This is a genomic window from Streptomyces sp. NPDC056479 (assembly GCF_042795335.1).
Taxonomy (GTDB): Bacteria; Actinomycetota; Actinomycetes; order Streptomycetales; family Streptomycetaceae; genus Streptomyces.
In genome coordinates, this window is the sequence record NZ_JBHTRZ010000012.1 from 172,424 (window position 1) to 185,977 (window position 13,554).

Below are 13,554 nucleotides of genomic sequence, written 5' to 3' on the forward strand. Positions count from 1 at the left end.
GCGATTTCGTGGCGTAGTTCAACGCAATGGGCCCCGGTGCCCTGGGCGACGAGCCCGGGCACCGGGCCTTGCTTTTGGCGGGGCGAGGCCGAGGAGGTCAGTGAATCCAGTAGTCCCGCTCAGGCAGTTCTACCCACCTGTCCGGCCTGCCCACTATCGCCGCGTTGTCCGTCGGACGCAGGCCTGCCCAGGCGCAGGCGTACGCCGCCGCATTGGCGCGGAAGAGGTAGGACGACAGGACCTCCTCGGGGGTGGCGTCAACGTCGGGGGCGCCTCCCGGGTGCAGGTCCCAGCCCTCCACGACGCCGTCTCGAGTCGTGCTGCCCTGGTTGCCGCTCTTGGGGTTGGCGTAGAGGCCGTAGCTGATGGTGCCTCGGGACAGGCGGGTGTGTATGCCGGGCATGGACGGTGCGTAGCCCCAGGGCTGGGTGATCACGCAGCCGCCGGGGACCGTCGTCACGCCGATGATGTGCAGGGTTTCGTCCAGGTCGTAGTCGTACGGGTCGTCCAGGATGTCGGCCAGCTCCGCCTCGTCCGCCGGGGTTGCCTCCAGGCGGCTCACCGCCTCGTCGGCGTCGATGGCGGCCACGCAGGCCAGGCCGAAGCCGTCGTGGTCGATGCCGGTCAGGGCCTCGTTCAGGCGTTTGCCCTCCTCGGCCGTCGCGCGCTCGCGGTCGGTGAGGCGGCCTCGCCGGGCGGCAGGGGGAAGAGGTCCGGGGTGGGGCCGGCCAGGCTCAGGCGTGCGGGTGACCAGCCGCCGATCAGGGGGTGCCAGGGGTCGGCTCCCGCGGCGGCTAGGGCTCGGGCGTTCTCCGGGCGGTCGGACATGACCGCCTCCCACAGGGCCGTGGTGCCGTACTCGAGAGCGTCCACGTCCGCCACACGGCCCGCCAGTTCCGCCACGACCTCAGGTGAGCCGAAGGCCGCCGCCCGGTGCAGTGGGCGGCTCCCTCCGCGGCCCCAGCGCTCGGGGTCGGCGCCCCCGTCCAGGCGGCGTCTGACGTCGTCGTAGTCCTCCCAGGTCTCCCAGTTCATGCCTGCCCAGCCGTCCTCACGAGCCGTCACCATGCCACCTCCAGGCGCGATACGGGTCCATCACCGTCCGCTGCGTCCACTACGTTCGTCAGTCCCAGCCCAGCGGCCGCGCCCCTGCCTGCCCGTGGCGGCCTGCCCCCGTCACACACACCTTCGCAGGCGGCACTGACAATCCACATCGGCGGGCAGGCAGGGCGGGCGCGGCTCGGCGACCAAAGTCGCAGCGCCCTAGACCATCGGCCGATGGCAGGGGCCACGGCCCCTCGTCAGACTCGGCACTGCGCCATATCGGCGACCGGCAACCGGCGGAACGGGGAAACGTCGGTGGCTCGGTGCGCCGGTCGACGGCGAGTGCGCTGGAACTGACGAACTGACGCTGCATGAGGACGGTCGGGGGACATGGCGGATACGGGGCGTATCGGGAGTGGGCGGGGGCGTCCGGCAGACCTGATGAAGGGTGGTCCGGGGGGCGGTGGCGTCGCCGTGTTCAAGGAGTCGGCCTGGGGTCTGACGCTGTTTTGGGTGGCGTGCGGGGCCGTCGTCGGCGGGCTGGTCACCCTTCTTGCCGAGTGGCTCGTGAGGCTGTCGTGGGCTCCCTTGCAGGGGCCGGCCAAGCTGCTGGCGTCCGTACCGGAGCCCTGGCAGAGCATCGGATCCGTCGGGGTGGGGGCGGTGCTGGGGCTGGTGGTCGGCATCATCGCGGTGCACGAGTCGCTGTCGGTGCGCGTGTCCCCCGACCACGTGGTGCTCGGCATCAGGGACTCCTCGCAGGAGTTCGGGCGGGATGAGGTCGCCCTGGCGGTGCGGGACGGCAAGCAGCTGGTGCTGCTCGGGCCGGACGGCATGGAGATCGCCCGGGAGGACTGCAATCTGCCCTGGACGCGGCTGGCCGAGGCCTTCGCCGCGCACGGGTTCCGGTGGTCGGACGAGGATCCGTACCGGGAGGAGTTCCGGCGCTGGGTGCCTGGGATGCCCGGATTGCCCCACGGGGCGGACGCCTTGCTGCGGGCCCGTGCGACGGCCCGGGAGAAGGACGAGGGTGCCGAGGACGCCCGGGAGCTGCGTAGGGAGTTGCTGCGGCTCGGCGTCGTGGTGCGGGATGTGAAGAAGCGGCAGTACTGGCGTATGCCTGTGGGGGCCTGATGTCTTGCAGGACCTCGCCGTGCGCCGGGGACGGTGGCGGCTGAGAGGATTGCGCCGACCGTGGAGGAAGAAGGGGGCGGAGCATGATCGTGCTCGTCTTGGTCGGCGTGCTGCTGCTCGTCGTCGGGGGATGCGTCTGTGTCGTGTGGGCGGCGCGCGGCGGCCCGCGCTGGGTGCGCGTGGTGTCCAGCGTGACCCTGGGGCTGGCCGAGGTGGTGGCGATGCTGGCCCGTGGCTCGGGGAAGTCGAGGTCGGGCTCGAGCTCGGACGACTGATCCACTACGCCCGCCACAGGCGCGGGAACGCCAACGCGGGCCGCGCCGGGTTGGGTTGAGCGGTGCGGCCCGCGTCATGGAGTGGGTGATCGGGTCAGCCGGACTTCGTCGGCGGCGAGGTCGCCGTTGCCCTGCCCTCCGTCAGGAGCCACTCGTGGTGGAGGGCGCCCAGCGGGATCTTCGTCTGGAATACGGGGGTGCCGAAGATGGTCAGTTGGAGATTGAGGGAGCCGGTGAGGTCCACGCCGCCGTAGATGGCGTAGGCGCCGGTCACCGAGCCCGTGCCGTCGGAGGAGCCCGTGGCCGACGCGTCGGCGTGGGCGCGGACGTACGGGGCCAGGTCGGCGGTGACGCCCACCGTGCCGTAGAGGCCGACGGTGGCCTCGGCGCCGAGGGCCGCCTTGACGTCGCCCGCGGCCGTCACCGTGGCCTTCAGGGGCTCGCCCGTCATCTCGGACTCGCTGACCGGGGTCCAGCCCTTGGCCCAGGAGAAGCTGCCGCCGACGCGGAAGTCGCCCTTGAGGTCCTGTTCGACGTCGACGGTGACCTTGCCGTCCGCGTCCACCTGGATGTAGCAGGTCAGGTCGAGGTTCACGACCACGGGGATCGGGCCGACCTGGATCACCGGGTCGGAGTGCAGTTCCGCGAAGGGGATGCGGATCGGCTTTCCGTCGGTGGAGCCGGCCGCGCGTCCCTTCAGGGACCACTGGGAGGCCCAGTCGCCGGACAGGCCGAGGAAAGCGGCGCCCGGCGAGGAGCCCGTACCGGAATCGGCCGTGTCGCCGGAGCCGTCGTACGAGAACGCGACCTCGGGGGCGAGCTGGACGAAGCCCTCCACCGACGCGGCCGCCGACGCCGGGGTCCCCTCGGCCGTGGCGACCGCCGCGCCCACGTCGATCCGCAGGCTGCCCAGCGGCAGCTTCGCGCCCTCGGGGCCGAAGTGGAGATCACCGGTCTTCGCCCAGGAGACCTTCACGCCCTGGACGAGGGGCTTGACGTCGACGGACGACGGGTCGACCGGGACTTCACCGTCGGCCTTGCTCTCGCCGAGCACGGAGTTGAGCTTCGCCGGTTCCGTCTCGACCGCCGTACCGCCGCTCTGCGCGGCGCCCACGACCTTCGTGACCTCGGCCAGTACGCCGTCGGGGGCGCCGGGGGCCGGGGCGCTGGCGATGATGTCGCCGACGGTGACCGGGGGTTGGGCCGTGGGGCTGGAGGTCGGAGCGGCCGAGGGATCGGCCGACGGATCGGCGGACGGGGTGGCCGTCGGTTTCGTGGCGGACGGCGCCGAGATGACGGCCCGTCCGGTCCTCCTGTCGTACGAGGCGACCTTGAGGGAGGACTTCTTCGCCCTGCCTCCGTCGCCGCCGTCGGCCACGGCGGTGGGAGTGGCCGTACCGGACGGGGCCGATACGACGGCGAGTTGTTCCTGGGCCGCGGCGGCCTCGGGGCGCTCGGAGGCCGTCGCGGCCGCCGCGTCCGTGGTGGTCGGGGAGTCGGTGGAGCAGCCGGTGGTCAGTACGGCCGCCAGGGCGATCGCCGACAGCAGGGCATGGCTCTTGAGCCTGGATCTGTGCATGCGTGTTCCTCGGGAGCGGTGTATGGGGGTGCGCTGCAGGAGGTGACGCATGGGGGGTGGGCGGCATGCCGGTTATCCAGGCATGCCGAGAAGGCCGGTCCGGCACTGTGCGCCGACGGTGGTTACCCCCCAGTAGTCATGCATGAGCATGCCAGTACGGCGGGGGTGGCATCCGCTTTCTTTCAGGGGCGGGCCGGTGACGTGGGTCACAACTGATCTACAGTCGATCCACAGCTGATCTGCGGTCAGTTCCCGCAGTCGTCACCGGGGTTCTCGGGATCGGGGGCCGGGGCCGGAGCGGGTTCGGGGGCGGGCTCGGGCTCGGGGTCGGTCGTCTCCGGCGGGGTGGGGGTCTGCGGAGGTTCGGGGTTCGCGGGAGTGCTCGGGGTCTCCGGGTACGCCGGGGTGCTCGGGGTCTCCGGGTACTCCGGCGTCGACGGCTGCTCCGGTTGCTCCTCCACCGGATCGGCCGGCGCAGGGTCGACCGGGGCAGGATCGACGGGCGCGGGATCGACCGGCGCGGGATCGACCGGGGCCGGATCGACCGGGGCCGGAGGCGCAGGCTCCGCCGGTACGGGCACAACCGGCGCCGGAGGCACAGGCGGCGGCGCAGGCACATCGGCGTCCGGCACGGCAGCATCCGGCTCCGCCACCGGTTCGACTTCCGGCACCCTGTCAACGGCGTCGACGGCACTGACGTCATCGACGCCACTGGCGGTATCGACAACCGCCACCCCCGCCTCACCCCGCTTCACCGAAGCCCCCGGCGCATCCGGCACATCCGGCACATCCGAAACCCCCACCCCCTCCGACGGCCGAGCCCCCACCGGCGCCTCCGCCAACGGCACCCGCGGCGAAACCGGCGTCGAAGACGGACCCCCCGTGCCCAGTGCGAGCATCATCGCGAGGGCCGCGCCCGCCACCGTCGCCCCGGCCGCGACGGCCGCCGGCACCTTCGCACCGGCCCCGCCCCCGGCCAGCGCCTGCCGGGCCGCGTGCAGCACGCCGCCGAACTGGCCGCTGAGCGCGGCCGTCGCACCGGCCGAGCCCGCCGCCAGCGGCAGCAGGAACTTCCCCGCGCCGCCCACGGCGAAGACCAGCAGGGCCGGGCCGACCAGCGCGGGCAGACGGTCGTTGGCGCGCATGAGCACCGCGAGCCGGCCGCGGCAGTCGTCGCAGGCGTCCACGTGGGCGAGCAGGCGTTCCGACTGGCGGGGCGTCGCGTTGCCGCGTACGTACGCCGGCATGCGCACCCAGTGGACCTCGCAGGCGGGGTCGTCGGGGGCGCCGGTCTGGGAGCGCAGGAATGCCTGGCGCATGCCCTCGCGGGCGCGGTGCAGCAGTACGGCCGTCGCTCCCTGCTTGGCGCCGATGCGCTGTCCGACCGCCTCCAGCGGCTGGCCCTCGGCCTCCGCGAGCCACAGCGCCCGCACCCAGCGTTCGGGCAGTTGACCGAGCACACGCACCAACAGGTCGACGGACGAGACCTGTTCGGCGGGGTCGGCCATGTCCTCCGCGTGGACGGCGGTCTCCGTGCGCTCGGCGGTCCGCGGGTCGTGCGGGGTCTCGCGGGCGTCGCCGGCCGTTGCCGCCAGGTGCCGGACCGTCGTCATCAGGTACGCCGGCACGTTCTCGATCTCGTGACCCTCGGACAGCCTGCGCCAGACGCGGAAGTGCGCCTCGGCGACCAGGTCCTCCGCCACCCAGGAGTTGTTGCGGGTGAGCGAGCGCGCGAACGCGACCAGGCGCGGCTGCTGTTCCTCGTAGATACGGGCGTAGGAGGCGGTGGCGGAGAGGGGAGGTGACGCCTGGGCGGGCACCTTGGGGGAACCGTCGGACATGGCGGGAACGCTCCGGTTGCCTGCTGGGCCGGTGGGCGCGAACGGGTTTGTCAGCGTAGATGACTAAAATCTCAAGTAAATGGTTCGAGTGAGTTAGATCACAGGGATGAGGTTCCGGTTCGGCGTAATCAACGGGGCCGCCGGGCCGTCGAGAAGGCGCACAGGCACTGACCACAGGCCCCGACCACGGAGAAACCCGACCATGCGCCTCACCCTTGAGCAGCCCGTCCGCGCCCGCCTCGTCTCCCCCGGCTTTCCGGATCTGCCGATACGTCCGACCCTGCGCTACTCCGCCACCGAACCCTTCGCCGTGCGCATCGACTTCCCCGCCCATGTCTCGGAGGACGAGCGCGGGGCCACGTGGACCTTCGCCCGCTCGCTGCTGGAGGAGGGACTCGACGCGGCGGCCGGGATCGGGGACGTCCGCATCGAGCCGTGCGGGCGGTCCCGCACGATCATCGAGTTCCACGCCCCGCACGGCATGGCGGCCATCAGATTCGCTGCGGCGTCCCTGCGACGGTTCCTGCAGCGTTCGTACGCCGTCGTCGAGCCGGGGAGAGAGAGGCTCGGGCCGGAACTCGACCACGGGCTCCTGTCCCTGCTCGACGGGGTCTGAAGCGTCAGTCGGTCTCGATGGGCGTCAGAACGCGCGTGCTCGTCCGGCGGTAGATCACCGAGCTGCGAAAGCTGACCACCTCGCGGCGGGCGCTGAAGCGGTCCATGAGGAAGGCGTGCAGGTGCTCGATGTCCGGGACGGCCACATGGACGAGGAAGTCGTCGTCGCCGGAGACGACGAAGACCGAGACGACCTCCGGGAGTTGGGTGAGGTAGCTCTCGAAGTCCTGGATCACCTCGCGGCTCAGGGGGCGCAGCCGGGCGAAGACCAGTGCCTGGAGCGAGCGGCCCAGCAGGCGCGGCTGTACGGCCGCGTGGTAGCCGGTGATCACTCCGCGGGCGCGCAGGGCGCGGACCCGTTCCAGGCAGGTGGAGGGTGCGATGCCGACTCTGCGGGCGAGTTCACGGTTGGTGAGCCGTGCATCGCGCTGGAGATGGGTGAGGATCGCCGAATCAGTGTCGTCCATGACCGTCATTCTTCCCGGGGCACCGAATTTGGTTCGGCCGAGCCGCTCAACTCCCGTACCGGGCCGTACATTTCACCTGCCTGCCCGGACCGGAGGGAGCCCTCGCCCATGACGACCGCCGCCGCCCGACCCGCAGATCGCTCCGAGGGACGCCCCCGCGACGGAGAACGCCCGCCGGACCAGGCCGTCGACCACTACGACCGTTTCCTCGCCGAGCACTACACCTGGATGCTCGGCGGCGATCTCGACGCGCTCGCGGCGAGGCAGCGGGCGGCTCTCTCGGCGTGGGGTGTGACGCCCGGGTCGGCGATCGGTTCGGCGGCCGGGGCGCTGGCCGTGGATCTGGGATGCGGTCCGGGGCAGGCGAGCCTCGCGCTGGCCGGTCTGGGCTTCGACTCCGTCCTCGCGGTCGATCTGAGCCGGCCGCTGCTGGGCGAACTCGCCGCGCACGCCATGCACTTGCCGGAGGTGCGGGTGGTGCGGGCGGATGTGCGGACCGCGCTGCGGGAGCTGGTGCGACCGGGGTCGGCCGGAGCCGTCGTATGCCTGGGTGACACGTTGACGCATCTGCCGACGCGCGGGGACGTGGCCGCCCTCTTCGCCGATGTCGCCGCCGCGCTCGCGCCCGAGGGTACGGCCGTGTTCGCCTACCGCGACCTGACGGTCCCGCTCACCGGGACCGACCGGTTCCTGCCGGTGCGGGCGACCGAGGACCGGATCATGACGTGCTTCCTGGAGTACCCGGACGACTTCGACGACTACACGGTCGTCGTGCACGATCTGATCCACACCCGGGACGACACCGACGCCGACTGGACGCTCACCGCCCGCAGTTACCGCAAACTGCGGCTCTCGCACGCCTGGGTGCTGGAGCAGCTGCGCACGGCCGGGCTGCGGGTGCGGCACGAGGAGAGCGGGGCCGGCGGCATGCGGACGGTCGTGCTGGAGCGTGGCCGATCGCGGAGGGCGGGTGGGTAGCGCTCCGGCGCCCCCGGCATGCTGCGCGGGCTCGCGGCTGACGGCGGAGGACGGCGGCACCGACTCGGCGCCGCCTCGGTCCTGCCGTACGCCGGGCTGGTCGGAGCGGCACGAGCGGGGCATCGAGATCGTCGACTACAGGGTCACGTACGTGCCGCTCGGGTTCGTGTGCGAGACCAGCGACGGCGGGAGCTACGACAACGGCGACGTGCCCGGATACGTCAACCCGGCCGTGCTGGTGCTCGCCCTCACCGCGGCCGGATGTGCCATCGGCGCGGGGTACGCGTCGGAGCTGCGGGCCCGCGCGGAGTTCCGCCGGGGCGCGTCCGGTTAGCCTCGGTGCTCCAAGGCCCGGCAGGAGTGGTTGGAGGCAGCATGGCGAAGGTTCCCAGCGCGGTGGTCGCCGCGGGCGGGCTCGTCGGTGGGTACGGCGTGGCCCGCTGGACGAAGAAGCGGCAGCTCGGCGGAGCCGTACTGGCCGTCGCGGGGGCCGCCGCCGCCCAGCAGTGGCGGCAGCGGGCGGGCGACAAGGCCGCGGGGGCGCTGACCGCCGCGTATGTCGCCGCCTTCGCCGGATCGCATCCGCTGGCCAAGAAGGTGGGCGCGTGGCCCGCCGTGTTCGGGGTGGCGGGCGCGATGGCCCTGGCGTCCTGGGCGGTCGCGGACCGGCGGGGCTGACCCCCGCCACGGCCGTGGGATGCCGCTAGGCCCGGTGGCTCAGCACATTCACCACCTGCCCGCCCGGATCCCGTACGAAGAACCGCCGTACCCCCCACTCCTCGTCCCGGATCTCCCGTACGACCTCCGCGCCCGACGCCACCACCTGCGCGTACACCGCGTCGACGTCCTCGACCTCCACGCTCAGGTCGGAGACGACGGGGGCGGTGGGTTCCTCGGTGAAGAAGCTGATCTGGGCCGTGGGGTTGGCGGGGGACGCCATGGTCATCACCCAGCCCTCGGGGGTCTGGGGGTTTCCCCCAGAAAATAGAGTCATCACCTCCTCGAAGCCGAGCAGGCCGTAGAAGTCCCGGCTCGCCGCGATCGCTTCCTTTGACCCGGCGTGGACATTGGGGACGATCCTGCGAATGGTCATCGGTGCGGCTCCCTGCTCCCTGGTCGGTGTCCGGAGTTTTTGTTATCCCCCGCAGTCTGGCTCCGTCTCCTCCCCGTCCCCAGCCCCAGGCACGCGAGGAATGAGCCACGTGACACGACAGATCAGCCGCCGGAGCATGCTCAAGGCCGCGGGCGCGACCGCGGGAGCCGCCGGTATCGGTACGGCCGTGCTGCCCACGCCCGCCACGGCGGCCGACGCCTACGCGCACCCCGGCCTTCTGCACACCCGCGCCGACCTGGACCGTATGGCCGCCAAGGTGAAGGCCGGCGCCTCCCCCCACACGGCCGGGTTCGCCAGGCTGACCGCCAACCGGCACGCGCAGCGCGGCTGGACGGCCAACCCGCAGGCGACCGTGGTCCGGGGCGGCTCCGGCCAGAACTACGGGATCCTCTACAACGACGTCCATGCCGCGTACCAGAACGCCCTGCGCGGACACATCAGCGGTGACGGCGCGCATCTCGACACCGCCGTGGCGATCCTCAACGCCTGGTCGGCCGAGCTGACCGGCGTCGGCGGCAACGCCGACCGCTTCCTGGCCGCCGGACTGTACGGGTACCAGATCGCCAACGCCGCCGAACTGGTCCGCGACCACCCCGACTTCGAGCTCGACCGGTTCCGGGAGATGCTGACGGGCGTCTTCGCACCGCTCAGCGACGACTTCCTGGTCAGGCACAACGGCGCCGTCGTCTCGAACTACTGGACCAACTGGGACCTCGCCGCCATGTGCTGCGTCCTCGCGACCGGCATCCTCTGCGACGACAGGGCCCAGGTCGCCCGCGCCGTGGATTACTTCAAGCACGGCGAGGGGCTCGGCGCCATCCGGAACGCCATCCCCGTCGTGCACGACGACGGACTCGCCGAGTGGCTGGAGGCCGGCCGCGACCAGGGCCACGCGCTGCTCGGCGTCGGCCTGATGGGCACCTTCTGCGAGATGGCCTGGAACCAGGGCATCGACCTGTACGGCTACGACGACAGCCGCTTCCTCAAGGGCGCCCAGTACGTGGCCAAATGGGCCATGGGCGGGGAGGTGCCCTTCACCGCGAACACCCGCAGGAAGGGCGCGATCAACGGCTGGTCGGGGTCCGAGACCGTCACCGAGGCCGCGCCCGTGGACCCGGCGATGACCCGCCCCATCTGGGCGATGATCGCCAACCACTACACCAGGCGCCGGGGTCTGCCGGCGTCGTACCTCACACGGATCGCCGCGAAGTCGGCGCCGGAGGGCGGCGGCGGTGACTACGGGCCCAACAGCGGTGGATACGACCAACTCGGCTTCGGGACATTGGCGTTCACACGGGACAGGGCCATAGCCACGGGTACGGGCGGCGGCTCGGCGAGCCCGTCCGCGTCCGCCGCGGGGCCGGATGCCCGACCGCAGACCGGGGCCTCGGCATCGCCCGCGGCCCCGGCGTCCTCCGCCGCCGGCGGTGACCTCGCGGCCACCGGCTCGAACGGCGTCCTGGGCTGGACCGCCGCCACCGGCATCACGGCCCTGGCCGGCGGTCTCCTCCTGCTGCGCCGCCGCGACCGGGGCCGGCGCGAATCTCAGTAGGGGCGGGGAGAAACTCGCCTTCCTATGTCCCCGTCGCCTCCGCGGCGGCCCCCGTGCGGGCCGGCTTGGCCACCGCCGTGAGCGGCCTGGCGATGTCCTCGAGCGACCGGCGTTCCGCGCGCACCGCGAAGAACGCCGCGACCAGGCCCGCCAGACACATCAGGGCCGCGCCGATCTGGAAGGCGAGGACCGTGTCGCCGACCTTGCCCGTCCCGGTGAGGTCGGCGAACAGCAGCGGGCCGCTGATGCCGCCCGCGGCGGTGCCGAGGGCGTAGAAGAAGGCGATGGACATCGCCCGGGTCTCCATCGGGAAGATCTCGGAGACCGTGAGGTAGGCGCTGGAAGCGCCGGCCGAGGCGAAGAACAGGACCGCGCACCAGCAGGCCGTCATCGTGGTCGCGTTCAGCGCGCCCTGGTCGAACAGCCAGGCCGTGCCGAACAGCAGCAGGCCCGAGAGCAGGTACGTCGACGAGATCATGACGCGCCGGCCGACCGTGTCGAAGAGCTTGCCGAGCAGCAGCGGGCCCATGAAGTTGCCGACCGCGATGACCGCGAAGTAGTAGCCCGTGTTGCCGGTCGGTACGTCGTAGAACGTGGCCAGGATCGCGCCGAAGCCGAAGGTGATGGCGTTGTAGAGGAACGCCTGGCCGATGAACAGGGAGAAGCCGAGGAAGGCCCGCCTGCGGTACTTGGCGAAGACCGTGCGGCCGATCTCCAGGAACGTCACGCTCCGGCGCTGGCGGATGGTGATCTCGCCCTCGGGCCGCGGCAGCGGCTCGCCCCGCTCGGCCTCCACCTTCCGCTCGATGACGGACACGATCCGTTCCGCCTCGTCGTCACGGCCGTGGATCAGCAGCCAGCGCGGGCTCTCCGGGACGTGCCGCCGGACCAGCAGGATCACCAGCGCGAGGACGGCACCCAGCGCGAACGTCAGCCGCCAGCCGATGTCCGCGGGCAGGATCGCCGTGTCCAGCGCGACGATCGCAAGCAGCGAGCCGCCGACCGCGCCCAGCCAGAAGCTGCCGTTGATCATCAGGTCGACGCGGCCGCGGTACTGCGCCGGGATCAGCTCGTCGATCGCGGAGTTGATCGCCGCGTACTCGCCGCCGATGCCGAAGCCGGTCAGGAAGCGGAACAGGAGGAACCACCACGTGTCGAACGAGATCGCGGTGAGGGCCGTCGCCGCGAGATAGACCGCGAGCGTGACCATGAAGAGCTTCTTGCGGCCCCACCGGTCGGTCAGCCGTCCCCAGAACAGCGCGCCCACACACGCACCGGCGACGTACAGCGCGGCCGCCAGGCCGGTGACCTGGCCGGAGGTGATCGGAAGTCCGCTGCCGGGCTCGGACAGACGGGGGGCGATGCTGCCGACGACCGTGACCTCCAGGCCGTCGAGGATCCACACGGTGCCGAGGCCGATCACGATCGTCCAGTGCCAGCGCGACCACGGGAGGCGGTCGAGGCGGGCGGGGATGTCGGTCGTCACGGTACGGCCGGTGTCGGCCTGCGCGGTGGCCATGGGCTCCCTCTCGTCGAGCGAACCCTCGTCGGGTGCCCTGAAGGCCCGGTACTACGCCCCCAGCGCCCGCGACACCGTGTAGATCAGCAGTCCGGCGAGCGACCCCACGACGGTGCCGTTGATCCGGATGAACTGCAGATCGCGTCCGATGTGCGCCTCGATCTTCCGCGTCGTGTGCTCGGCGTCCCAGCCGGCCACGGTGTCCGTGATCAGGGAGGTGATCTCCTTGCGGTAGGTGGTCACGACGTACACCGCCGCGCCCTCCACCCAGCTGTCGACCTTGGCCTGCAGCCGCGGCTCCACCGCCATCCGCGCGCCCAGCGACAGCAGCGAGGCACGCACGCGCAGACGCAGCTCGCTGCGCTCGTCCTCGGCCGCAGAGACGATCATCGACCGTACGGCGGTCCACGCGGACGCGATCAGGTCCTGCACCTCGCCGCGGCCCAGCACCTCGCCCTTGAGCCGCTCGACCCGCGCGCGGGTGTCGGTGTCGGACTGGAGGTCGGAGGCGAAGTCGGTGAGGAAGCGGTCGAGGGCGCCGCGGGCCGGGTGGGAGGGCATGTCGCGCATCTCGGTGACGAAGCGCAGCAGCTCCTTGTAGACCCGCTCGCCGACCCTCTTGTCGACGAACTTGGGGGTCCAGCCGGGGGCGCCGCCCTGGACCGCGTGCATGATCTCCTCGTCGTGCAGGATCAACCAGTGCTGTGCCCGCGCGACGATCAGGTCGACGGCCCGCTTGTGGCCGCCGTCGGCGACGATCTTCTCCAGCATCTTCCCTATGCCGGGCGCGATCTCCTGGGCGTCGGCGCGCCGGGTGATCGCCTCCCCCACGACCGCCTGGACGTCCGAGTCGCGCATGACGGTCAGGGCGCCTCTCAGTGCCGCCGACAGCTCGGCCGTCACCCGGTCCGCGTGCTCGGGATCGGCCAGCCAGGCGCCGAGCCGGCTGCCGATGCCGACGGCGCGCAGGCGCTGCCGTACGACGTCCTCCGAGAGGAAGTTCTCCCCGACGAACTCCCCCAGCGAGACGCCGAGCTGATCCTTCTTGTTGGGGATGATCGCGGTGTGCGGGATGGGCAGGCCGAGGGGGTGGCGGAACAGGGCCGTGACGGCGAACCAGTCGGCGAGCGCGCCGACCATACCGGCCTCGGCGGCCGCGGCGACGTAGTTCGCCCATTCCCCGGCGCCCTGGTTCGACGCCACCTTGGCGAGGACGTAGATCAGCGCCACGAACAGCAGCAGCCCGGTCGCGGTGAGCTTCATCCGCCGTACGCCGCGCTGCTTCTCCTGGTCGGCGGCGGTGAAGGTGTTCATCGCACGTACGGCCGAAGCGGGAACCCGCCGGTTACCGGCGATGCCCGGCCGGGCATGCTGCTCTACGTCGCGTGTTCCCGTTTCTTCCGGATTCGTACGTTCCATTCCCTCTCCACCCGTCC

15 protein-coding genes are annotated in these 13,554 nt (G+C 71.8%); 7 read left to right on the forward strand and 8 right to left on the reverse strand.

Going from position 1 to position 13,554, the window contains the following annotated elements; translation table 11 throughout:
- Window positions 1-97: 97 nt before the first annotated feature.
- Together ACFQ6S_RS38515 and ACFQ6S_RS38520 are read right to left on the reverse strand one after the other, a co-directional pair.
- Window positions 98-589, reverse strand: a complete 492-nt coding sequence (locus ACFQ6S_RS38515) for a hypothetical protein (RefSeq protein WP_383420017.1) — start codon at window positions 587-589, stop codon at window positions 98-100.
- 47 nt (window positions 590-636) lie between these two features.
- Window positions 637-1,068, reverse strand: coding sequence for an ankyrin repeat domain-containing protein (locus ACFQ6S_RS38520; RefSeq protein ID WP_383420019.1), 432 nt, complete (start codon window positions 1,066-1,068; stop codon window positions 637-639).
- Window positions 1,069-1,518: 450 nt separating this feature from the next.
- On the opposite strand from ACFQ6S_RS38520, the gene ACFQ6S_RS38525 reads away from it, so the two are divergent.
- Together ACFQ6S_RS38525 and ACFQ6S_RS38530 are read left to right on the forward strand one after the other, a co-directional pair.
- Window positions 1,519-2,178, forward strand: a complete 660-nt coding sequence (locus tag ACFQ6S_RS38525; RefSeq protein WP_383420021.1) for a hypothetical protein — start codon at window positions 1,519-1,521, stop codon at window positions 2,176-2,178.
- Window positions 2,179-2,261: 83 nt separating this feature from the next.
- Window positions 2,262-2,453 carry a hypothetical protein gene (locus ACFQ6S_RS38530; RefSeq protein ID WP_383420023.1) on the forward strand — a complete coding sequence of 64 codons (192 nt, stop codon included), beginning with the start codon at window positions 2,262-2,264 and terminating at the stop codon, window positions 2,451-2,453.
- 94 nt (window positions 2,454-2,547) lie between these two features.
- Here ACFQ6S_RS38530 and ACFQ6S_RS38535 read toward each other — a convergent pair whose 3' ends face one another.
- Window positions 2,548-4,032: a hypothetical protein gene (locus ACFQ6S_RS38535; RefSeq protein WP_383420025.1), complete on the reverse strand. Its 1,485-nt coding sequence runs from the start codon at window positions 4,030-4,032 to the stop codon at window positions 2,548-2,550.
- Between the two features lie 245 nt (window positions 4,033-4,277).
- Window positions 4,278-5,873: a sigma-70 family RNA polymerase sigma factor gene (locus ACFQ6S_RS38540; protein WP_383420027.1), complete on the reverse strand. Its 1,596-nt coding sequence runs from the start codon at window positions 5,871-5,873 to the stop codon at window positions 4,278-4,280.
- Between the two features lie 202 nt (window positions 5,874-6,075).
- Here ACFQ6S_RS38540 and ACFQ6S_RS38545 point away from each other — a divergent pair, with 202 nt between their 5' ends.
- Window positions 6,076-6,489: an SsgA family sporulation/cell division regulator gene (locus ACFQ6S_RS38545; protein WP_383420028.1), complete on the forward strand. Its 414-nt coding sequence runs from the start codon at window positions 6,076-6,078 to the stop codon at window positions 6,487-6,489.
- Window positions 6,490-6,493: 4 nt separating this feature from the next.
- Here the strand turns inward: ACFQ6S_RS38545 and ACFQ6S_RS38550 are convergent, their stop codons facing one another.
- A complete protein-coding gene (locus ACFQ6S_RS38550) occupies window positions 6,494-6,955 on the reverse strand; it encodes an Lrp/AsnC family transcriptional regulator (RefSeq protein WP_383420030.1) in 462 nt (153 codons plus the stop codon).
- 108 nt (window positions 6,956-7,063) lie between these two features.
- Between ACFQ6S_RS38550 and ACFQ6S_RS38555 the strand changes: the two genes are divergently transcribed.
- The 3 genes from ACFQ6S_RS38555 to ACFQ6S_RS38565 are packed head-to-tail and all read left to right on the forward strand — an operon-like array spanning window position 7,064 to window position 8,611.
- Window positions 7,064-7,933 (forward strand): class I SAM-dependent methyltransferase, encoded by an 870-nt coding sequence (locus tag ACFQ6S_RS38555; protein ID WP_383420032.1) that lies wholly within the window; start codon window positions 7,064-7,066, stop codon window positions 7,931-7,933.
- Window positions 7,926-8,267, forward strand: coding sequence for a hypothetical protein (locus tag ACFQ6S_RS38560; protein WP_383420034.1), 342 nt, complete (start codon window positions 7,926-7,928; stop codon window positions 8,265-8,267). Before ACFQ6S_RS38555 ends, ACFQ6S_RS38560 begins: the two co-directional genes overlap by 8 nt.
- 41 nt (window positions 8,268-8,308) lie before the next feature.
- A complete protein-coding gene (locus tag ACFQ6S_RS38565) occupies window positions 8,309-8,611 on the forward strand; it encodes a hypothetical protein (protein ID WP_383420036.1) in 303 nt (100 codons plus the stop codon).
- A 25-nt stretch (window positions 8,612-8,636) separates the two neighbouring features.
- Here ACFQ6S_RS38565 and ACFQ6S_RS38570 read toward each other — a convergent pair whose 3' ends face one another.
- On the reverse strand, window positions 8,637-9,026 hold the full coding sequence (locus tag ACFQ6S_RS38570) for a VOC family protein (RefSeq protein WP_383420038.1): 390 nt from the start codon (window positions 9,024-9,026) through the stop codon (window positions 8,637-8,639).
- 136 nt (window positions 9,027-9,162) lie between these two features.
- Here ACFQ6S_RS38570 and ACFQ6S_RS38575 point away from each other — a divergent pair, with 136 nt between their 5' ends.
- The gene (locus ACFQ6S_RS38575; protein WP_383420268.1) at window positions 9,163-10,599 is read left to right on the forward strand and encodes an alginate lyase family protein; all 1,437 of its coding nucleotides are present in this window, start codon (window positions 9,163-9,165) and stop codon (window positions 10,597-10,599) included.
- Between the two features lie 22 nt (window positions 10,600-10,621).
- On the opposite strand, the gene ACFQ6S_RS38580 is transcribed toward ACFQ6S_RS38575, so the two are convergent.
- Window positions 10,622-12,118, reverse strand: a complete 1,497-nt coding sequence (locus ACFQ6S_RS38580; protein WP_383420040.1) for an MFS transporter — start codon at window positions 12,116-12,118, stop codon at window positions 10,622-10,624.
- 51 nt (window positions 12,119-12,169) lie between these two features.
- The gene (locus tag ACFQ6S_RS38585; RefSeq protein WP_383420042.1) at window positions 12,170-13,432 is read right to left on the reverse strand and encodes a DUF445 domain-containing protein; all 1,263 of its coding nucleotides are present in this window, start codon (window positions 13,430-13,432) and stop codon (window positions 12,170-12,172) included.
- Window positions 13,433-13,554: the final 122 nt, after the last annotated feature.